Genomic DNA, 21,390 nt, shown 5'->3' on the forward strand with positions numbered 1-21,390 from the left:
CTTGCCCTCTACCGCTGCGCTCAAAACGCATTTTCAACAAATGTTTCCGAATTGTTAAGACGCAAAAATAAGTAGAGAGTTCCGCTGCTTATGTAATGGGGTCACCGTTTGCTCCGAACGAAGTTCCTGCCCCTGTTTGTGCAGCGGCGTTGACGGAAAGTCGGTATCACGTCCGGTCGGCTCATGAAATTTTCAAGGTGCGTTACCCATAAAAGAAAAATACCGCCCACGCAGCGCAGCGATGATTTTGTCGGGTGAAACGGCGGCAAAATGAATCGGGTGTGTTGCGGGGCGGTTGATCTTTCAGGGATAATCCACGGTGAGGCAGTGTTCAAAATGAACACGACCACATCTTGTGGATGGTTTTAGACCAATCCACAAAATCAGTGGGATTTGTGACAGAGAATATCATGGTTCGCAAGGCGCGTCAAGATGGTTTTGAAAAATTTATTGTGGTAAAGCGGTGATAGTAGGACTTATAGGAGGCTGCTTGAGCTGTTTTTTCTATTTACAGCTACAATGATAGCCATTGGGGGCTTGTGATTGGTCAGGGCTGAAAAGGGCTTTCATAATTTGCTGCAGCGCATCATGTCCTCGACGCTCCCAGCGTCCTCAAAGGACGATTTGATGGGTGTGTAGGGATAAGCTGTAAAAAGAAGTATGGACGCCCCCGAAAAGGAGAGCGTCCATGCTTCTTGCTGTATCCGAATGGAGGAGATTGCGAAATCAGTGATTGTTCGGGCAGACGATTTCCAGCATCTGATCGAAAACCTCTTCCATCTGCCGCACCAGTGTGAACTGGGTGCGGGCGCGGTCGAGGTTGTGATCCGGGCGAGCAATATGGAAATAATGGTCGCCCTCCAGATAGTCAGTCAGAAAACGGATGCCGCATTCCAGCGTCATGAGCCTTGCACCCCATGCAAGGCTCTTTTTTTCTGCCATGCTCATGGATGCCCCGGCAGTGGAGAGATACCCTTTGGCGAACACTTCGTACAGATGCAGGTCAAAATGGACTTTGCTCTGGTCAGGTTCGTCCTCAGCGCAGTCGTTGGCACCGGTGCGGATGGAATCGCCGAAGTCGTAGGCCGAAAGTCCCGGCATCACGGTGTCGAGGTCAATGACACAGATGCCTTTTCCGGTAGCGGCATCGATGAGGACATTGTTGATCTTGGTGTCATTGTGGGTGACGCGCAGAGGAATTTCGCCAGCTGCCAGCTGATCCAGCAGGACATGGCAGTCCTGCTCCCTCGCATGGATAAATTCGATTTCCGATGTGATATTTTTTGCCCGGTCCAGTGCATCGGCGGCGAGGGCTTTTTCAAAATTGGCATAGCGGTTGGGTGTGTCGTGGAAGCGGGCGATGGTTTCGTGGAGGGTGGAGGCCGGGTAATCCGCCAGCTGGTTCTGGAATTTGCCCAGTGTCTCGGCCACGGTGCGGAAGTCGGTTTCGCTGCCGACCTGCTGCAAACAGATGGTATCTTCTACAAAGTCGTAGGCACGCCATGCGCCGCCGTCTGCATCCAGATAGCAAGTCGACCCCGACAAAGTTGGGATGACATTCAGCGTTTCCCGTGCTGGGTCGCCGCCCTCGGCAAGAATTTTCGCCCGCAGATGCCGGGTCACGCCGCAGACATTCTCCATCAGGCCCACCGGGTTAGTAAAGGTATCTGTGTTGATGCGCTGCAAAATAAAGCGTTTGGAATGATCTTCCCGCCAGACCACAAAGGTGTCGTTGATATGCCCCTCACCATAGTGGTGAGCATCGCAGAGCACAGGCCCGCCAAAATCAAAGGCATTTGCAGCAGACTGGAGCAGAGAAAGGGTAACGGATTTCATCATAAATTCCTCGTTTTCGTTATACTTCATGCCGTTTTGTCGGGGCGGGGCGTTTTCCCTGCCGCGTCTGACGGCGGTATTCGTTGGGGGTCATGCCCTCCGCCTTGCGGAAGCACTGGGAGAAATAGCTGGGGGAGGAAAAGCCCATCAGCTCGCTGATCTGCGCCAGACTGTAGCTGGTGTTGCCTAGCATATGCTTGCTCTCCTCAATGCGGCGGCGGTTCAGGTAAGTAATGGGGGAAATGCCGTACTCCCGCTGGAAGGTGTGGGCCAGATAGTATTTGTTCAGGTGGGCAAGCTCTGCCAGCAGGTCCAGCGAGATATCCTCGCGGTAGTTGGTGTCCAGATACCGCTTGATCTCGGCGCACTCCCGGTTCTCGGTCGGGGCAGCCTCCTCCAGCTGCAGCGAAATGGTGGTGCAGCGCACTAGCCAGATCAGCAGTACCTCCAGCAGGTCCTGACAAACGGTCTCGCAGCCGTCTAAGCTGCGGTCGGCCTCGGCCAGCAGCATGTGCAGCAACGTGACCATCCGCTCCCGGTTCTCCCGGCAATTGAAGATGGCGTAGTTCGTATCCGCCTTGCTGAACAAAAACTCCATGCTGGCAACGCCCAGCACGATATACTCCAAGGGCGAGGCGTTCAGGCTAAGCTCGGTATGCTCCACCTGCGGGTTCACAATGACCATATCGTCCGGCTTTACCGGGAACAGCTGCCCGGCAAGGTAGAACTGTCCCTCGCCGCTGAGGCAGTAGAACAGCTCCGTGCAGGAGTGGGTGTGGGTGGTACTGTTCCAATCGCCGCCAAATTTGCTTTTGCTGATGTACAGCAGCCGGAAGGATTCCCGCGGAGCGGGCGCGTGGCGGATATCAAAGCGCTGGGTACTCATAGATGATCGGCTCCTTCGGGAAACGCAAATTTTCTAAAAATAAACGCAACATTCTAAAAACATTATCAAAAAATGGTGCGTTGTTTCGTGCACTTTACCCTCATTATAGAGGGAACATACAAAAAAAGCAAGCCCTGATTTTAGGCTAATTTTTATATTTTTGTTTCTCAAGTCCCTTCGAAATATGTCAAAATAGTTACAGGCTGGGGATTATGCTGAAACTTTTAAAAGATTTTTAGCACTTTTGCTGGAAGAATTTTTTAGAAAGCAACATCTATAAAAAATGAAACAACAAACCTCTTGAGCAAGGAAGCGAAAGAATTTATATTGGAGGCAGAAAAACACACAGTCCTTCGGGCAAAGCCTGTTTGCCCGGCTGTGTTTGAACGGAACAAAATGATGGAGGCAACACAGTATGAATCGTATTTCTCGTCGTAATTTCCTGAAGGCGGCCGGCGTTGGCGCCGCTGCACTGGGTCTGGCTGCCTGCGGCGGCTCTTCCAGCTCCACCGCATCCAGCGTGGCATCCTCCACCGCCGCTTCTTCCGCAGCGGCGGCTGCAGACGTTACCATCAAGGTAGCCGCCATCGAGACCGGCTACGGCGCTGATATGTGGAAGAAGGTCGCCGAGGCCTTTACCGCACAGACCGGCATCAAGGTGGACCTGACCACCGACAAAAAGCTGGAGGACGTCATCGGCCCCTCCATGCAGGGCGGCGACTACCCCGACGTGGTCCATCTGGCCACCGGCCGTGAAGCTGCCCTGACCGAGCAGTTCATCAAGGGCAACCTGATCGCCGACATCACCGATGTGCTGAGCATGACCGTGCCCGGCGAGAGCAAGAAGGTGAGCGAGAAGATCGCCGGCGGCTTTACCGACACCTCCCTGACCAACCCCTACGGCGACGGCAAAACCTATCTGGCTCCCATGTTCTACAGCCCCTGCGGCCTGTTCTACAACGCCGGTTTCCTGAAGGAAAAGGGCTGGGACGTGCCCAAGACCTGGGACGAGATGTGGGCACTGGGCGACAAGGCTGCCGCTGAGGGCACCTACCTGTTCACCTACCCCACCACCGGCTACTTCGACGCCTTCTTCTATGCGCTGATGTACGCTGCCGGCGGCCCGGAGTTCTTCAACAAGGCCACCCACTACACCGAGGGCATCTGGGACACCCCCGAGGCAAAGACCTGCTTTGATATCGTGGCAAAGCTGGCTTCCTACACCAACCCCATTACCCCCGCACAGGCCAACGATCAGGACTTTACCCAGAACCAGCAGCTGGTGCTGGACAACAAGGCCCTGTTCATGCCCAACGGCACCTGGATCGTGGGCGAGATGGCCGAGGCTCCCCGTGCAGACGGCTTTGAGTGGGGCATGACCGCCCTGCCCGCTGTCAAGGCCGGCGGCGACGGTTACAGCTACACCTGGTTCGAGCAGGCATGGATCCCCGCCGGTGCCGAGCATCAGGATGCCGCCAAGCAGTTCGTGGCTTACCTGTACAGTGACGAGGCCTGCAAGCTGTTTGCCGAGAGCGGCGCGATCCAGCCTGTGCTGGGCATCGCCGACAGTCTGGAAGGCGACAACAAGATGTTCTACTCCATCTACGACAACGGCGCAAAGGCCGCCATGGGCAACTTTGCAGCCTTCAGCGCCATCCCCGGCGTGGAAGTGCGCACTGTGTTCTTCGACCCTGTCAACTCTCTGGTGTCCGGCAGTATGACCGAGCAGCAGTGGATCGACGGCATCAAGTCCGCCAGCGACCAGATGCGCGCCAACATCATCGAGTAATTAAGCCCTGCCCAGCGGGGGCGGTTTTTACCGCCTCCGCTTTTTTGGGCTGTACAGTACCATCAAGAAAGGAGCGGTCAATCCCCTATGAGAACGGATAAAAGCCGCAAACGGTTCGTATTCCTCTGTGTGGCACCGGCTACCATCCTGTTTTTCCTCTTTATGATCCTGCCCACCCTCAACGTGTTCCGCATGAGTTTGTATGAGCGGGGTGCCTATTCTCCCAACGAGACCTTTGTGGGGCTTAAAAACTTCCAGCATCTGCTGCGGGACGCCCAGTTCATCCGCTCCATGCAGAATATGATCCTGCTGGTGGTAACGGTCACCCTGATCACCTTCGCCTTTGCACTGGTATTTGCCGCCATCCTCACCCGGGAGAAGATCAAAGGCCAGAACTTTTTTCGCATCATCTTCTACATCCCCAACATCCTGTCGGTGGTCGTCATCTCCGGCATCTTCTCTGCCATCTATAAGCCGGAAAACGGCATGCTGAACAGCATCATCGGCCTGTTCCGCAACATGAGCGACCCCATCCTGTGGAAGGGCGAAAAATTGGTCATCCCCTCCATCATCATTGCCATGGTGTGGCAGGCCATCGGCTACTACATGGTCATGTACATGGCCTCCATGTCTGCCGTGCCCATCAGCCTGTACGAGAGCGCCAATCTGGACGGTGCCGGGCGGCTGACCCAGTTCTTCCAGATCACCATCCCCCTCATCTGGACGAATATCCGCACCACTTTGACCTTCTTCATCATCTCCACCATCAACATGGCCTTCCTCTTCGTCAAGGCCATGACAAGCGGCGGCCCCAACGGCGCATCGGATGTGGCGCTAAGCTATATGTACAGCCAGAAGGACGCCGGTCTTTACGGTTACAGCATGGCCATCGGCGTGGTAATCTTCCTGTTCTCGTTTGCCCTGTCCGCCTGTGTCAACAAGGTCACCAACCGCGATACGCTGGAATTTTAAGGAGGGAAGAAGATGCAGAATACCACCGAAAAATCTTCCCGCTCTGCGGAAGGTCTGTACAAGTTTTTCATCTATTTTGTGCTGGTTCTGCTGGCCGTTACCATCATCGTGCCGGTGGCATGGGTGTTCATGGCCTCCATCAAGCAGAATGCAGAGTTCTACGGCAACCCGTGGGCACTGCCCGCCGGGTTCTACTGGCAGAACTTTGTCAACGCATGGAACGGCGCGAAAATGGGCGAATATATGCTCAACTCGGTCATCGTCACCGCGCTGGCGCTGGCGCTGCTGCTGGTCGTTGCCCTGCCCGCCGCCTACTGCCTGTCCCGCTTTCACTTCAAGGGGTGCAAGGTGCTGAACACCCTGTTCATGGCGGGCTTGTTCATCAACGTGAACTACATCGTGGTGCCCATCTTCCTGATGCTGCGGGACGGCGATGTGTGGCTGAAAAGCCATTTTGGTAGCGGCTTTCTGCTGAACAATCTGGTGGTGCTGGCGGTGGTATACGCCGCCACCGCGCTGCCCTTTACCATCTACCTGCTGTCGGGCTACTTTGCCACCCTGCCCCACGATTTTGAGGAGGCCGCCTATATCGACGGTGCAAGCTATTTTTCCACCATGACCCGCATCATCTTCCCCATGGCAAAGCCCTCCATCATCACCATTATCCTGTTCAACTTCCTGTCCTTCTGGAACGAGTATATCATCTCCATGACCCTGATGAGCTCCACCAAGGCACCCCGCACCCTGCCGGTCGGTCTTTTGAACCTGATGCAGGCGCAGCAGAGCGCCGCCCAGTACGGCACGATGTATGCAGGTCTTGTGCTGGTAATGCTGCCCACCCTGATTTTGTACATCTGCGTGCAGCGGCAGCTGACGCAGGGCATGACCGTGGGCGGCCTGAAAGGTTAAGGTGACAAACGATGAAAGCATACTGGAAAGAGCATCCCGCCCTGCGCATGGTACTGATGCTGGTGCTGTTCGTACTGGCACTGGTGCTGGTGGTGTCCGGCTGGAAAATGACCGGGCAGCTGGCAGGGCTTGGCATCATGCTGGTGGGCGTAGCGCTGCTGCTGGCTGTGCTGGCGCTGTATAACGCCGCCTACGATTGACCCCCTACGATTCAAAGAGAGGTAAAGGAGAGTTTCCCATGGACGAACTGAGAAAGACCGGGCGCGTGACCATTCCCACAGACTTGGACGTTGTGCCCGAAACGCTGGAGATCTTAAAAAAGTGGGGTGCCGATGCCATCCGCGACTGCGACGGCACCGACTTCCCGCAGCAGCTCAAGGATGCGGACGCCAAGATCTACTCCACCTACTATACCACCCGCAAGGACAACGCATGGGCAAAGGCAAACCCGGACGAGGTACAGCAGTGCTACATCATGACCGGCTTTTACACCGCCCCCGGCGACACCGTGACCATCCCGCTGATGAAGGGCATCAGCCCGGAGCTGATGCAGGTGAACACCAACGACGACATCACCCGCTGGTGGGAGGTCATGGATCGAACCACCGGTCAGCCCGTGCCGCCGGAGCAGTGGAGCTACGCCGACGGCAGTGTGACCGTACAGGCCGTACCGTTCCATGAGTATACCGTCAGTTTTCTGGCTTACCTCATCTGGGACCCGGTGCATATGTACAACGCTACCACCAACGGCTGGACGAATTTTGAGCACCAGATCACCTTTGACGTGCGTCAGCCCAAGACCCACAAGTATTCCATGGAGCGTCTGCGCAAGTTCATTGCAGAGCACCCCTATGTTAACGTCATCCGCTACACCACCTTCTTCCACCAGTTCACCCTGATCTTCGACGAGCTGAAGCGGGAGAAGTTCGTGGACTGGTATGGATACTCTGCTTCGGTCAGCCCTTATATCCTCAACCAGTTTGAGCAGGAAGTGGGCTACAAGTTCCGCCCGGAGTACATCATCGATCAGGGCTACTATAACAACCAGTACCGGGTGCCCAGCAAGGAATTCCGGGATTTTCAGGCCTTCCAGCGCCGCGAGGTGGCAAAGCTTGCCAAGGAGATGGTGGACATCACCCACGCGTGCGGGTGCGAAGCCATGATGTTCCTCGGCGATCACTGGATCGGCACCGAACCTTTCATGCCGGAGTTCAAGACCATCGGACTGGATGCCGTAGTGGGCAGCGTGGGCAACGGCTCCACCCTGCGCCTGATCTCTGACATTGAGGGCGTAAAGTACACCGAGGGCCGTTTCCTGCCGTACTTCTTCCCCGACACCTTCCACGAGGGCGGCGACCCGGTGCGGGAAGCCAAGGAGAACTGGGTTACAGCCCGCCGCGCTATCCTGCGCAAGCCCATTGACCGCATCGGCTATGGCGGCTATCTGAAACTGGCCTTGCAGTTCCCGGAGTTCGTGGACTACGTGGAGAGCGTCTGCAACGAGTTCCGCGAACTGTACGAGAACATCAAGGACACCACACCCTACTGTGTCAAGCGAGTGGCCGTGCTGAACTGTTGGGGTAAAATGCGGGCTTGGGGCTGTCACATGGTGCATCACGCCCTCTATTACAAGCAGAACTATAGCTATGCCGGTGTCATTGAGATGCTGTCCGGTGCGCCCTTTGATGTGAAGTTTATCAGCTTTGAGGATATCAAGAACGACCCGCATCTGCTGGATTCGTTGGATGTCATTATCAATGTCGGCGATGCCGACACCGCACACACCGGCGGCATCTGGTGGGAAGATCCGGAGATCTCCTCCGCTATCCGCAAGTTCGTCTGGAACGGCGGCGGCTTTATCGGCGTGGGTGAGCCTTCCGGTCACCCGTATCAGGGGCACATTTTCCAACTTGCCACTGTGTTGGGCGTGGAGGAAGAAAACGGCTTCACCCTCAACTACGACAAGTACAACTGGGAAGAACACCCGGACCATTTCATTCTGCAGGATGCCGACCGGCCCATCGACTTTGGCGAGGGCAAGAGGAATATTTATGCGCTGGAAGGCACCGAAGTGCTGGTGCAGCGAAACAAAGAAGTGCAGATGGCGGCACACGACTTCGGCAAGGGTCGTGCCGTGTACATCAGCGGTGTGCCTTACAGTTTTGCCAACAGCCGCACCCTTTACCGCGCTATCCTGTGGAGTGCCCACAGCGAGGAGGAACTGCATACATGGTTCAGCTCCAATTATAATGTAGAAGTTCACGCCTACGTCAAGAACGGCAAGTATTGTGTGGTGAACAACACGTACGAGCCGCAGGACACCACCGTTTACACCACAGACGGCAGCAGCTTTGCTCTGCATCTGGATGCCAACGAGATCAAGTGGTATGAGATCTAAGTTCTCCTTTTCATAAACGAACACAACGGGCTGCTCTGTTACCGGAGCCGCCCGTTGTGTTTGCTGTATCTGCCGATAACTCAACCTGTGTCAATCGAACGCTGCAATGGAGATGGCTGGAAACGCAGAAATTCAGTAATGGGAGCGTAGTAGACCTGCAGAAAAAGAAACTGCCCGTGCGAGTATGCGTAAGATGGTGAAGCACTTGCTGAAAAAATATAAGTATGCGCCAACGTCAAGCGGCGTAAGGGCTGCAACAAAAAGACCGTGCAGAAGGACTGGCTGGAAGATCTGGTCGTCCGGGAGACGATGAAGCTGATTCAGGACGATGCGGTGATCGACAAGATCGTTCAATTGGTCATGGATGTCCAGAATCAGGAAAATACCACGATCCCGCTGCTGGAAAAGCAACTGCGAGAGGTCAACAAAAAGCTGGACATCCTGATGAAGGCAATCGAGGACGGCTTGTACACCCGGACAATGAAAGAGCGTCTGGAAGCGCTGGAAATCAAGAAAGATGAACTGACTGCAAAATTGCAGACGAAAAGTTGAAGAAGCCTAGCTTCAATGAGGATTTCATCCGATTCTGGCTGATGAAATTTAGAAAGTTCGATATTTCGCAGAAAAAGCAGCGGAAAGCGCTGATCGAGATTTTTGTCAATGCCATTTTTCTGTACGATGACCGGATGCTGATCACGTTCAACTACAAGGATGGCACCCAAACCGTCCGATTTGAGGACGCTTTGACCGCTGATTGCGGAGAAAAAAGTTTGCGTTTGCGAAGCAACGAAAGCCCCAGTGGGGCTTTTTTGTTTGCCCACAGCGTGGTCAGAAAATGAAAAAAGAATGCAAAATGCGGTGCGCTTGAAAAATGTCAGGACGGGATTTTTGTAAAAAATGTAGAATATCTTGCCGGAAACTGTGCATTCTCTCCAACAAAAACTGCCCAAACGTGTTGATATTGAGAAAAAAGCTTCACAAACGTTTACAAAAGGGTAACAGGTTGGTATACTTTATGGTGGTAAACGTAACAAGCCATGGAAGCTGAAAGGAGAACCTACCCGTGAATACCGCTGCACCGTCCCGTAAAAAACTGCTGAGCCTTGTGCTGACACTGGTGTTTATGCTCACCTGCCTGCCGGCGGCCTTGGCGGTTGATCTGAACGTGGACGCAGGCTTCTACTTCAAGCAGAGCCGCGGCGGCACCTGCACACTGGCATCCGCAGCCATGATGCTGCGCCGCCGTGCCTATTTTGACGGCCTGACCGACTGGTCCACTGTGACCGAGAACAGTGTCCGTTCCACAGCATGGTCCAACGGGCTTTCCCACAGCTTTACATATAAGGAGATGCAGGTGGGCTACGGCACACTGCCCTCCCGCAAACAGGAAAAAGTGCAGACCCTGATCACCCTGCTTTCGCAGCACCCGGAGGGCATCGTGCTGTATGACCGCGGCCAGCCCCATGCAGTGCTGCTCACCGACTACACCAACGGCAACTTCTATTGCTCCGATCCGGCAGGCAACATCTCTTCCGGACGCATCCCGCTGGAAAACTCCAGCGTTTCGGTCAATAGGTCCTCCTGCTACTGGTATGTGGCATCAGATCACAACTCCATTGCTGCAGAGGCTGACGGCCTGCGTCTGGAAGGCATGAGCTACCCCATCAATGTCCGTGCGGGCAAGGGCATGGCGCTGACCGGCACTGCAAATGCTGCGCTGGGCACCACCCTGACCAATGTGCAGGTGGCAGTGCTGGACGAGAACGACCAGACGGTGTTCACTGCACAGGCGGCACCCAATACGGCGATCTTCTCCTTCAAGTCGCTGGACAGCTCCATCCGCTTTGGTGAACTGCCCGCAGGCAATTACACCTACATGGTGGTCGTGACCGATTCTCAGGGCGATAACCTCTGCTTTACCAGTGACTTCACGGTTTCGGATGGCTCGGCAAGCAGCGGCGTTTACTGGTCGGTGAAGGATACCGAGGGCACCAAGCTGCTGGACAGCATTCAGGAAGTTCAGGATGCTTTTGCAAATGCAACTGAGTCCACTCTGGGCTGGTTTGGCGGTCTATTCCAGTAAAATCATAAACGACAAAAAAGAAATCCCGGAATACACTTCCGGGATTTCTTTTTTTGCTGTAATTTGTTGTAAAAAAGCTTATTTCAGGGTTCCGTCCAGTACCTGACCGTAATACCAGGGCTTTGGTGCGCGGAAGGTCTTGCCGCTGAGGAACTCGAAATCCGGCTGGTTGAAGTGGGGCATGGTGAGTTCCCATGCGCACAGGGCCTGATACTTGAGCTTCAGCTCGCGGTTGGCGGTGTTGTTGCCGTATTTGCTGTCGCCCAGAATGGGACAGCCGATGCTGGCCATGTGGGCGCGGATCTGATGGGTGCGGCCGGTGATCAGCTGCACCTTCAGCAGGGCCAGACGGCCGGAGACGGCGATGGTCTCGTACCGGGTCTCCACGTCCCTGGCACCGGGCTGCTTTTCCTCCACGATCTTCACGATGCCGCGGTCCGCGTCCTTGAGCAGATAGCCGCCCAGAGTGGCATCCGGCGGCATCGGACGGCCGAAGGTGACGCAGAGGTAGGTCTTTTTCACTTCGCGGTTCTTGATGGCTGCAAGGAACAGCTCTTCGGCCTCCGGGGTCTTGGCAACGATGACAAGGCCGCTGGTGCCGGTGTCCAGCCGGTGGCACAGCGCCGGGGTGTACAGGTCGTTCTCCTTGTACTCGCCCTGCTGGTTCAGGTAGAGCAGGGTGCGGTTCAGCAGGGTGTCGTCCTCCGGACCATCCACGGCAAGACCGGCGGGCTTGTTCACAATGACGATCTGCGGGCAGTCGTAGACCACCTGTGCCGGGCCGCGGGCGTTCTTCCACGCCGGGCCTTCCACACGGCGGTCCGCATCCAGAACTTCATCCAGAATGAACAGCTTGATCTCGTCACCGGCCATCACGCGGGTGGAAAGCGGCTGCTTTTTGCCGTTCAGCTTGATCTTGTTCTCCCGCAGGGCCTTGTTCAGGCGGCCCGGGTTCAGTGCCGGGTACTGCTGCATCAGGTAGTTGTCCAGCCGGGTAGGGGCAAGACATTTTACTTTTAAAATTTTCACGGGAAATTCCTCTCTATCTTAAAATCAGTTACAATAGAATGGGTTCTTGATTCGTTTTTATTGTAGCGGAACAAAAACCGCGCGTCAAGCGCAGAGAAAAGGAAATGTTGACTTTTCCGCGCGGGTGACGTATGATACCGAGACAGGTGCGGAAAACACCGCCCCGACAACAACAGAAGAAGGTATAGAATATGAAACTGAACAAAAAGGTGCTGGCCGTTACGGGCATTCTGGCAGTGGGCATTCTGGCAGGCTGCGGCAGCAGCAACAGCACCGCAGGCAGCGCGGCAAGCGCACCGGCTTCCGGCGTGGAAAGCAGTGCGGCTTCGTCCGAAGCAGCCGGTGAGATGGGCGATGTGCTGCCCATCGACGCCGGGGATCTGAACGAGATCAAGACGGGTTCCTACAAGTTTGCAGCCAGCATCACCAAGGTGGCCGACGGCCAGGCGACCCTGAGCGTATACGGCTACGACAGCTACCTGCCCGAGGACATCGACGCCTTGCAGGAGGGCAGCGTGCTTCGGATCCACGACCAGGGCGACACCACCGTGACCAAGCTGACTGTGACCAGCATCGACAGGGATGCCGACAACGGCTATGTGACCATCAACGGCGGCATCGAAGCGGGCGGCGTGGAGCTGACGCTGGACCACGATGTGTACCGCACCGTGACCTTTGACGATTACCCCGTCTACTATGAGATGGGCGAGGTGACCCTGCCTCTGGCCGGGGGCGTGACCCTGAGCGACAGCTCGGCCGACCCGCAGGCTTCCGCCGTGGAGACGGACGGCGCCGATGCCGTGGCCGAGGCCGTCAACGCCGAGCCGGACGGCTGGATGCCCAACAACACCCTGGTCTTTACCGAGGATGGCACCATCAGCAGCATCGTCCGCATCTGGGTGCCGTAAATTTTGCTCAAAACCGTTGACAAACGTTTTGCGTATGCTATAATTTAGCTGTACGCAAAGGGGCATTGTGTCTGCTTTGCGGAATGTAAAATTATGACAGATGGCAATGATGGGGTCAGAAATGCACACCGCCGTTCAGAGAGAGCGCTTCCAGCTGCAAGGCGTTCCGGCCGGTTCCATTTTGCGCCGCCCCGGAGCTTCCGGCGACACAAGTCGGACGCAGCGCAGCGTTAACGCGCCGAAAGCGGCAGGGGACACATTTTATCCTTTGCAATTTGGGTGGTACCACGGAGCAGTTTACAGGCAGCCTCGTCCCTTTTGGGATGGGGCTGTTTTTTGTTTTCTGCGCCCACCCGCCCCGTCTGCCATAATCATAAATCTGACGTGCAAACGCCAAGGACAATCGAGGAGAGAAAACCTATGCAATGGACCGGTTTGAACGAACTGCGTGAAAAGTACCTGAGCTTCTTTGAGAGCAAGGGCCACCTGCGTCTGGACAGCTTCCCGCTGGTGCCCAAGAACGACCCCAGCCTGCTGCTGATCAACAGCGGCATGGCCCCCATGAAAAAGTGGTTTCTGGCTCAGGAAGAGCCGCCCCGTCACCGCGTGACCACCTGCCAGAAGTGCATCCGCACCCCGGATATCGAGCGCGTGGGTATCACTGCCCGCCACGGCACCTTCTTTGAAATGCTGGGCAACTTCTCCTTCCAGGATTACTTCAAAGAGGAGGTCATTCCCTGGGCATGGGAGTTCCTGACTTCTGACGAGTGGATGGCCATTCCGAAGGACCGCCTGCACATCTCTGTGTACGAAGAGGACGACGAGGCTTACGATATCTGGACCAAGAAGGTGGGCATCGCCCCCGACCACATGGTGCGTCTGGGTAAGGAAGACAACTTCTGGGAGCATGGCTCCGGCCCGTGCGGCCCCTGCTCCGAGATCTACTTTGACCGCGGCCCCGAGTACGGCTGCGGCAAGCCGACCTGCGGCGTGGGCTGCGACTGCGACCGCTATATGGAGATCTGGAATCTGGTGTTCAGTCAGTTCGATGCCGACGGCAAGGGCCACTACGAGCGTCTGGCACGCCCCAACATTGATACCGGCATGGGTCTGGAGCGTCTGGCCTGCGTGATGCAGGGCGTGGGCAACCTGTTTGAGGTTGACACCGTGCAGAGCGTGCTGCACCATGTAGAGCACATTGCCAACAAGACCTACGGCGAGGACGACAAGACCGATATCTCCATCCGTGTCATCACCGACCACATCCGCAGCTGCACCTTCATGGTGTCCGATGGCATCCTGCCTTCCAACGAGGGCCGCGGCTATGTGCTGCGCCGCCTGCTGCGCCGTGCTGCCCGCCATGGCCGTATGCTGGGCATCACCCGCCCGTTCCTGGTGGAGCTGGTGGAGACTGTCATCCAGTCCAGCGAGACCGCATACCCCGAGCTGCGCGAGCACGATGCTTATATCAAGAAGGTCATCGGCACCGAGGAGGCAAACTTTGCCCGCACCATTGATGCCGGCATGAACATCCTGAACAACATGATCGATGGTCTGGAAAAGGCACATGAGCATCTGCTGAAGGGCCTGGATGTGTTCAAGCTGAACGATACCTTCGGTTTCCCGCTGGATCTGACCAAGGAGATCGCTGCAGAGCAGGGCATTGAGATCGACGAGGAAGGCTTCCACGCCGAAATGACCAAGCAGAAGGAGCGTGCCCGTGCAGAGCGCCTGAAGAAGAACATCTCCGGCTGGAGCGAGGATCTGTTCGGTGCGCTGGATGCAGAGCCCACCGTCTTTACCGGCTACGAGACCCTGAACGACACCGGTGTTGTGGTCGCCTTGAGCGACGAGGAAACTCTGACCGATGCCATTGCTACCGACGAGGAAGCAAAGGACGGCGTGCTGGTGGTTCTGGATAAGACCCCCTTCTACGCTGAGATGGGCGGTCAGGCTGCGGACCACGGCATGCTGAACAGCGCCGACTGCAGCCTGCGCGTGCTGGATGTGAAGAAGACCCCCAAGGGCTACTACGTCCACACCTGCGTGCTGGAGAGCGGTATCGTGAAGGTGGGCGACCACCTGACCGCTCAGGTGGATAAGGAATACCGCATGGCCATTGCCCGCAACCACACCGCCACCCATCTGCTGCAGGCAGCGCTGCGTGAAGTGCTGGGCGACCATGTCCATCAGGCAGGCTCCTATCAGGATGCAGAGATCACTCACTTCGACTTTACCCACTTCAGCGCTGTCACTCCCGAGGAGCTGGCCCGCGTGCAGAAGATCGTGAACGATAAAATCTACGAGTCCATGAACGTCACCGTCCGGGAAATGCCCATTGAGGAAGCCAAGAAGCTGGGTGCAATGGCTCTGTTCGGCGAAAAGTACGGCAAGGTCGTGCGTGTTGTGGACATCGAGGGTTGGTCTACCGAGTTCTGCGGCGGCACCCACGTGAAGAACACCGCCCAGATCGGCGGCTTCAAGATCGTGAGCGAGGCCTCCGTTGCTGCGGGCATCCGCCGCATCGAGGCTGTCACCGGCCGCAACCTGCTGATCCGTGCAAACCTGCAGGAGGCTATGCTGCATACCGTGGCAAACACCCTGAAGGCAAACAACGTGACCGCTCTGCCCGTCCGTGCCGAGGCCGTGATGGCTGAGAACAAGGCTCTGGCCAAGGAGCTGGAAGAGATCAAGGCACAGGTCGCCGCTTCCAAGGTGACCAGCCTGTTTGACAATGCCGAAGAAATCGGCGGCGTGAAGATCGCTTCTGCATACTTCACCGGCACCACCGGCGACACCCTGCGCGGCATGTGCGATACCGTCCGCGACAAGGCTGTGAAGCCCGCTGTGGCGGTTCTGGTGGGCAAGGCTGAGGATAAGATCACCATGGCTGTCACTGTGACCAAACAGGCACAGGAAAAGGGCCTGAAGGCCGGTGCTCTGGTCAAGGAGATCGCTGCCATTGCCGGCGGCAAGGGCGGCGGCAAGCCGGACTTTGCAATGGCCGGCCTGAAGGATGAGACCAAGATCGACGAAGCTCTGGCTGCTGTCGGCACCATCGTCAAGAAGGCTCTGGGCGAATAAGAAAACGGGTTCGCCCTCTCCGTCAGCGCTGACGCGCTGCCAAAGTTTATGGTTTTGCCAAGGGCTCTCTCTTTGGGAGAGCTGGACGCAAAGCAGCCTGAGAGGGCGGGGACGTTTATAAAATATCAGGAAGGAGTTGTTTCCCATGGAAGATTGTCTGTTCTGTATGATCGCGGAGGGGAAAATCCCCTCCAAGAAGCTGTACGAGGACGAGCAGGTGGTGGCGTTTTACGACATCAACCCGCAGGCCAAGGTGCACTTTCTGGTGGTGCCCAAAAAGCACATTGTCTCTGCCGCTGCGCTGACCGAAGAGGACGGCGCACTGCTGGGCCATATCTTTGCAGTGATCGCAAAGCTGGCTGCAGAGCAGGGCCTGAACAACGGCTACCGCGTCATCTCCAATGTTGGCGAGGACGCAGGCCAGACCGTGAAACATCTGCATTTCCATGTTCTGGGCGGCGAAAAGCTGCCTGTCTGATTCCAATAAAAAGGGAGCGTTGAATTATGGCTGAGACCTATACTCTGCACGTTGCAGGCCTGACCCGTGAGCTGACCATCTGCAAGGTGAATGACCACATGGACATTGCTGCTTTTATCATGCTGGGTGATGCCGAGCTGACCGTGGCTGCTGCCGCTGAACTGCTGAAGAAGTGCCCGGATTTTGATATCCTGCTGACCGCCGAGGCCAAGGGCATCCCTCTGGCACACGAGATGAGCCGCCAGAGCGGCAAGCCCTACGTCTGCGCACGCAAGGGCGAAAAGCTGTATATGACCGACCCCGTGGTGGTGGAGGATCAGTCCATTACCACCGCAGGCAAGCAGAAGCTGGTCATCGACCGCAAGGAGCTGGACAAGATGAGCGGCAAGCGCGTTCTGGTGGTGGACGATGTCATTTCCACTGGCGGTTCGCTCAAGGCTCTGGACGCGCTGGCTGAGCAGACCCAGTGCACCATTGTGGGCCAGGCCGCTGTTCTGGCCGAGGGCGATGCAGCTGAGCGCAAGGATATCATCTTCCTGGAGCCGCTGCCTCTGTTCTTCCACTAAGCTGCAATGCGACGCCCGCTCTGCGTTTTCTGCGCTGGAATGCTGAGTGTGGAGTTAGTGTGCGTTTTTTTGCCGCAAACGGAACTTTTTGTGCCGTTTGCGGCATTTTTTGTTGCCGTTTGTCTGGTGTTGTGCATCTTTGATGCTGCCCGCAAAGCAGCGCTCTGCATCCTGCTGGGTGCTGTTGTGGGTATGGCATCGGTGCTGCACACGGCAAACCGGCTGGAGCACATCCGTGTGCAATATGCAGGCCGTCCGCTGGTGCTGACCGCAGAGGTGGAAAGCACGGCGGATTCCTACGATCCCGGTATCGTGGATGCTGTTTTGCATGTAGAGAAAGTGAACGGCAGCGCGGCATCCTTCCGGGTGGAGTGCAGTGCTTTGCCGGAGTGCAAAGCCGGGGAAAGGGTGCAGGGAAGATTTATACTGTCGGCCCCGGCATCCGGAAGCCGGGTCGGCCTGTATGCGGACGGCATCGCTCTGCAGGCGGAAATGGACGAGGATGGGCCGGAGCTTACAGTTCTGGGCGAAAGCGGCAGCTTCCGCGCCCGCACCCACCGCCTGCAGCAAAGGCTCAGTGCGTCGCTGCGCCGCCGTATGGACGGCAAGACCGGCGGTGTGCTGGCTGCCATGACGACCGGCGACCGGAGTTATCTGTCTTCGGCCATGCGCAGCGCCTACCGGGGCGCGGGTCTTGCCCATGTGCTGGTGGTAAGCGGAATGCATGTGTCCATTTTGTGCGGTGATATCCTCAGCACACTCCTGCCCTACGAGTGGGAGCAGAGCTACCGCAGGCGCAGACGCCGGGCGGTATTCCGAAGTCTGCTGGCCTTTTTGCTGATGGGCGTGACCGGCTTCACACCCTCGGTATGCCGCGCCGCAGTGGCGGTCTGGGTCGGTGCACTGGGTGTGTGGCTGTACGGCCCGCCGGATACCCTTACCTCTCTGGCGGTGGCAGGTATCGTTATGACCGCAGGCAACAGCTATGCAGTGTGCGATATCGGCTTTGAACTTTCGTTTGCGGCGGTGGTGGGCACGGTGGCAGGCGGTGTGTGCATCCGCCGCGCCCGGGATGCGTGGTACCGCCAGTTCTGGAAAAACGCGAAAAATCCGGTGAGGCGCCCAGGGTATTTCAAACTGCCGGAACGTCTTTGGGGCCTTGCGGAAAGCATTTGCATCTCGTTTTGTGCTTCGGTGGCCACATTCCCGGTGCTGGTGCTGCGCGGGCTGAGTGTGAGCATTTATGCGGTGGCATCCAGTGTGGCGGTGCTGTGGCTCATCCAGCCCATGATGCTGCTGGGCCTTGGCACGGCCTTTGCCGGCCTGGTACCCGCTCTTGCTCCGCTGTATGGTGTGCTGTCCGCAGCGTCTGCGGCGCTGACCGGCCTGCTCGACCGCTGGGCCGTCTGGATCTCTGCAAAACCGGGCGCGGGAATCTACTTCGATACGGCCTATGCAGCCATCGTGTGTCTGGTGCTGATCCTGTTGTGCTGGCTGGCGTTCCACTGGCGGGTACGGCTGCGGGTGGCAGGGCCATGCATCCTGCTGGCGGCAGCTGTTTCCATCGGGCTGGGCAATGCTCTCAGCCGGGATGTGGTGCACATCGACCTTGTAGGCAGCGCCAACGCGCCGGCAGTGGTCGTCACCCAGAACGATACCGCTATGGTGCTGTTCCGGGGCGGAGCTTCTGCCCAGAACGCAGTGGAAAACCAGCTTGCCCGGCGGGGCGTGCAGACTGTGGAGCTTGTGGCAGACCTGCGCATAAACCCTAAAACGGCCTGTACACTGGAAGCAGAGCGGACACTTCCGGCAGCAGAAATGGCGGTGAACACAGCACAAAAGCTGCGGTGCACACCGGCTCTGGTGGAAATGCTGCGCACCCGGAATGGCTGTCTTGTGCGGCTGACTGTGGGCAACCGGCAGTTTGCCGTGGTCAATGGAACTGTAGAACTGGCAAAACAGGTCACAGTGCAGTGGCTTCTGGCATCCCCTGCAAAGCCGGATACTGTGCAGTATAAAAATGTTCTGGCCCTGCGCAGCTATGACTGGATGGACAACAGAAAAGAACTGGCGGCATCCATCAGCCTGCGGCGGCACGGCGGGCTGAAAACGGAGTGATGCTTTGCAATCCGGGCAGAGTGTGGTACAATAGAACAACACCATAAGAGAAGGGAGGTGCCTGCATGGCGACCGAGACAAAACTCCGGCAGTTGGCGGACAAGGGCTGCCCGGTTTACTATTTTTATTCCAGTGAGCGGTATCTGGTGCGGCAGGCGGTCACGGCCATCACCCGCATCCTGACCGCAGACAGCGACGAGGACGCCACGGTTCTGGATGGAGCTGCGCCGGAGATCGAACAGCTCATCATGGCGGCGGGCACCATCTCATTTTTTGGTACCCGGCGTGTGGTGGTGCTGCCGGAGATCGACCCTGCAGCTTACAGTGACAAGGATCTGGAAGAGTTGAACAGCACCCTTTCCAGTCTGGAAAATGCTGTGGTGGTGCTGGGCAGCGTGTTTGAACTGGAGCGCAGCAAGCTCAAAACAGGCAAGCGCGCACAGAAGCTGATCGCGCAGTGCAAGGCGCTTGGCTACACCGAAGAATTGGCTAAGCCCAAGCCCTTTGAACTGAAAATGATGATGATCGATCGCGCAAAGGAGCAGAAAACCACCCTGCCGGACGGCGCAGCGGCGGCGCTGCTGGAGCGCTGCGGCGAGGATCCGTTCCTTTTGGAAAATGAGGTGGATAAGCTCTGTGCATTGTCCGGGTATCAGACGGTCACGGCAGCGATGGTGGCGGAAATGGGCACGGTCAGTCTGGAAGCAGACGTGTTCGAGATGATCCGCATGATCACGGCCAAAAACGCCACAGGTGCCTGCAAAAAGCTGCAGACTTTGCTGCGCCTGCAGCAGGAGCCCATTGCCATTACAGCGGCCATGATCGGCAGCTATGTGGATCTGTACCGGGTCAAGCTGGGGGCAGCAAAACGGAAAAATTACAGCACGGTATTCAAGGATTTTGGCTATAAGGGCAGTGATTACCGGCTCAAGCGGTCGGCCGAAACAGCCTCGCATTACACGCTGGGCCAGATCGAAAACTGTATGCAGGTGCTGCTGGAACTGGACCAGAGCCTGAAAAGCCAGCCTACCGATGACCAGATCCTGCTGGAAACAGCGCTGTGCCGGTTGGCAATAGCGGGGAGCGGACGATGAAGGAAAACGAAATGATCCATACAGGCCGGGTGCTCATTGTGGAGGGCAAGTACGATGCGGCCCGGCTTTCCCATCTGACCGATGCCATGATCCTGCTGACGGATGGCTTTGGCATTTACAGCGACAAAAAGCGCCAGCAGCTGTTCAAAGCGCTGGCGCAGAAAAACGGCCTGATCCTGCTGACGGATTCGGACGCAGCAGGCTTCCGCATCCGCACCTACATCACCAATCTGGTGGGAGAAAAGAATGTGGTTCAGGCTTACGTGCCCGCGATCCACGGCAAGGAAAAGCGCAAGGAACAGCCCGGCAAGGAGGGCCTGCTTGGGGTCGAGGGCGTGGACGATGCCATTGTTCTACAGGCGCTGCGGGATGCCCTTGGCGCTGAGGCGGGTGCCGCAGCGGCCCGCCCGGAAGGACGGCAGATTACCTATACCGACCTCTACGAGTGGGGGCTTTCCGGCAGGCCGGGCAGCGCCGAGCGCAAGGCAAAGCTTCTGAACGCGCTGGGCCTGCCGCCGCGTCTTTCCAAAAAGGAGCTGGTGGAAGCGCTGAATCGACTGTATACTTTTGAACAATTGGACGAACTGCAGTTGAAAATTCTGGATGGCTGACTGCATGGCGCAGGGGTGAGCACACCGTTCACCTCTGCGCTGTTTTTGTGCCCGGAACATCCCACCGCTGGCGCAGAAGTTCCAGCGCATGAGTTTCCAGACGGGAAACATAGCTGCGGCTGATGTCCAGCAGTTTTGCAGTTTCCAGCTGGGTCAGCGGCGGCTGGCCGGAAAGACCATACCGCAGCAGAATGATCTGTCGCTCCCTGGCGGGCAGGCCGTCCAGCAGCTGCCGCATCCGGCGGATATCGTCCTGCGTTTCGCAGGTGTCCTCCATGCAGAAGCTGTCCTGCAGCACATCGGCCAGCGTCAGCGCAGAGTCACCATCTGATTCCAGCGCTTCCTGCAGCGAGACGGTCCCGCCGGTTTTGCGGTTCCGGCGGAACTGCATCCGGATCTCATTTTCAATGCACCGGCTGGCGTAGGTGGAAAAGCGTGCCCGACGGTCAGAGTCGAAAGTATCCACTGCTTTCATCAGGCCGATGGTGCCGATGGAAATAAGGTCGTCCTGATCGCCGGGCAGGGCGTAGTATTTTTTTACGATGTGTGCCACCAGACGCAGATTGTGCCGGATCAGTTTTTCCCGTGCGGCAGGGTCACCGGCACGCAGTGCGGAAAAGGCTTCGGTT

The 21,390-nt window shown here is 57.1% G+C and carries 19 protein-coding genes; 15 read left to right on the plus strand and 4 right to left on the minus strand.

The window, feature by feature from the left end:
* Positions 1–726: 726 nt before the first annotated feature.
* Together WMO17_RS12065 and WMO17_RS12070 are read right to left on the minus strand one after the other, a co-directional pair.
* Positions 727–1,836, minus strand: a complete 1,110-nt coding sequence (locus WMO17_RS12065) for a phosphotransferase enzyme family protein (RefSeq protein ID WP_349138230.1) — start codon at positions 1,834–1,836, stop codon at positions 727–729.
* A gap of 19 nt (positions 1,837–1,855) precedes the next feature.
* On the minus strand, positions 1,856–2,722 hold the full coding sequence (locus WMO17_RS12070) for a helix-turn-helix domain-containing protein (protein ID WP_005946244.1): 867 nt from the start codon (positions 2,720–2,722) through the stop codon (positions 1,856–1,858).
* 415 nt (positions 2,723–3,137) lie between these two features.
* Here WMO17_RS12070 and WMO17_RS12075 point away from each other — a divergent pair, with 415 nt between their 5' ends.
* The 8 genes from WMO17_RS12075 to WMO17_RS12110 all read left to right on the plus strand — a co-directional run bounded on the left by WMO17_RS12075 (position 3,138) and on the right by WMO17_RS12110 (position 10,873).
* Positions 3,138–4,511 carry a carbohydrate ABC transporter substrate-binding protein gene (locus WMO17_RS12075; RefSeq protein ID WP_005926929.1) on the plus strand — a complete coding sequence of 458 codons (1,374 nt, stop codon included), beginning with the start codon at positions 3,138–3,140 and terminating at the stop codon, positions 4,509–4,511.
* An 87-nt stretch (positions 4,512–4,598) separates the two neighbouring features.
* Positions 4,599–5,483: a carbohydrate ABC transporter permease gene (locus WMO17_RS12080; protein WP_005926926.1), complete on the plus strand. Its 885-nt coding sequence runs from the start codon at positions 4,599–4,601 to the stop codon at positions 5,481–5,483.
* 12 nt (positions 5,484–5,495) lie between these two features.
* On the plus strand, positions 5,496–6,392 hold the full coding sequence (locus WMO17_RS12085; RefSeq protein ID WP_005946252.1) for a carbohydrate ABC transporter permease: 897 nt from the start codon (positions 5,496–5,498) through the stop codon (positions 6,390–6,392).
* 11 nt (positions 6,393–6,403) lie between these two features.
* Complete coding sequence (locus WMO17_RS12090) at positions 6,404–6,592, plus strand: DUF6903 family protein (RefSeq protein WP_207698337.1); 189 nt, start codon at positions 6,404–6,406, stop codon at positions 6,590–6,592.
* A 38-nt stretch (positions 6,593–6,630) separates the two neighbouring features.
* Entirely contained in the window at positions 6,631–8,790 is a 2,160-nt protein-coding gene (gene gnpA / locus WMO17_RS12095) for a 1,3-beta-galactosyl-N-acetylhexosamine phosphorylase (protein ID WP_349138213.1), read from the plus strand.
* Positions 8,791–9,057: 267 nt separating this feature from the next.
* On the plus strand, positions 9,058–9,342 hold the full coding sequence (locus tag WMO17_RS12100) for a hypothetical protein (protein ID WP_349138214.1): 285 nt from the start codon (positions 9,058–9,060) through the stop codon (positions 9,340–9,342).
* Complete coding sequence (locus WMO17_RS12105) at positions 9,339–9,629, plus strand: hypothetical protein (protein WP_349138216.1); 291 nt, start codon at positions 9,339–9,341, stop codon at positions 9,627–9,629. Before WMO17_RS12100 ends, WMO17_RS12105 begins: the two co-directional genes overlap by 4 nt.
* A 224-nt stretch (positions 9,630–9,853) precedes the next feature.
* Positions 9,854–10,873, plus strand: coding sequence for a hypothetical protein (locus WMO17_RS12110; RefSeq protein ID WP_349138217.1), 1,020 nt, complete (start codon positions 9,854–9,856; stop codon positions 10,871–10,873).
* A 78-nt stretch (positions 10,874–10,951) separates the two neighbouring features.
* On the opposite strand, the gene WMO17_RS12115 is transcribed toward WMO17_RS12110, so the two are convergent.
* Positions 10,952–11,902: an RluA family pseudouridine synthase gene (locus tag WMO17_RS12115; RefSeq protein WP_349138219.1), complete on the minus strand. Its 951-nt coding sequence runs from the start codon at positions 11,900–11,902 to the stop codon at positions 10,952–10,954.
* A 191-nt stretch (positions 11,903–12,093) separates the two neighbouring features.
* Here WMO17_RS12115 and WMO17_RS12120 point away from each other — a divergent pair, with 191 nt between their 5' ends.
* The 7 genes from WMO17_RS12120 (at position 12,094) to WMO17_RS12150 (ending at position 20,761) form a co-directional block, all read left to right on the plus strand.
* Positions 12,094–12,810 (plus strand): hypothetical protein, encoded by a 717-nt coding sequence (locus tag WMO17_RS12120; protein ID WP_349138221.1) that lies wholly within the window; start codon positions 12,094–12,096, stop codon positions 12,808–12,810.
* Between the two features lie 420 nt (positions 12,811–13,230).
* Positions 13,231–15,894, plus strand: a complete 2,664-nt coding sequence (gene alaS / locus WMO17_RS12125) for an alanine--tRNA ligase (RefSeq protein WP_349138223.1) — start codon at positions 13,231–13,233, stop codon at positions 15,892–15,894.
* A gap of 145 nt (positions 15,895–16,039) precedes the next feature.
* The gene (locus WMO17_RS12130; RefSeq protein ID WP_005946271.1) at positions 16,040–16,372 is read left to right on the plus strand and encodes a histidine triad nucleotide-binding protein; all 333 of its coding nucleotides are present in this window, start codon (positions 16,040–16,042) and stop codon (positions 16,370–16,372) included.
* A 26-nt stretch (positions 16,373–16,398) separates the two neighbouring features.
* Complete coding sequence (locus WMO17_RS12135; protein ID WP_005946272.1) at positions 16,399–16,938, plus strand: phosphoribosyltransferase family protein; 540 nt, start codon at positions 16,399–16,401, stop codon at positions 16,936–16,938.
* A gap of 69 nt (positions 16,939–17,007) precedes the next feature.
* A complete protein-coding gene (locus WMO17_RS12140; RefSeq protein ID WP_349138225.1) occupies positions 17,008–19,056 on the plus strand; it encodes a ComEC/Rec2 family competence protein in 2,049 nt (682 codons plus the stop codon).
* 65 nt (positions 19,057–19,121) lie between these two features.
* Entirely contained in the window at positions 19,122–20,150 is a 1,029-nt protein-coding gene (holA, locus tag WMO17_RS12145) for a DNA polymerase III subunit delta (RefSeq protein ID WP_349138226.1), read from the plus strand.
* A complete protein-coding gene (locus WMO17_RS12150) occupies positions 20,147–20,761 on the plus strand; it encodes a ribonuclease M5 (protein WP_005946276.1) in 615 nt (204 codons plus the stop codon). The genes holA and WMO17_RS12150 overlap by 4 nt, the downstream gene beginning before the upstream one ends.
* A gap of 28 nt (positions 20,762–20,789) precedes the next feature.
* Here WMO17_RS12150 and WMO17_RS12155 read toward each other — a convergent pair.
* Positions 20,790–21,390, minus strand: a 601-nt coding sequence (locus WMO17_RS12155) for a sigma-70 family RNA polymerase sigma factor (RefSeq protein ID WP_349138228.1), incomplete at its 5' end; no start/stop codon positions are given.

This window comes from Faecalibacterium faecis (genome assembly GCF_040096475.1).
GTDB classification, from domain to species: domain Bacteria; phylum Bacillota; class Clostridia; order Oscillospirales; family Ruminococcaceae; genus Faecalibacterium; species Faecalibacterium taiwanense.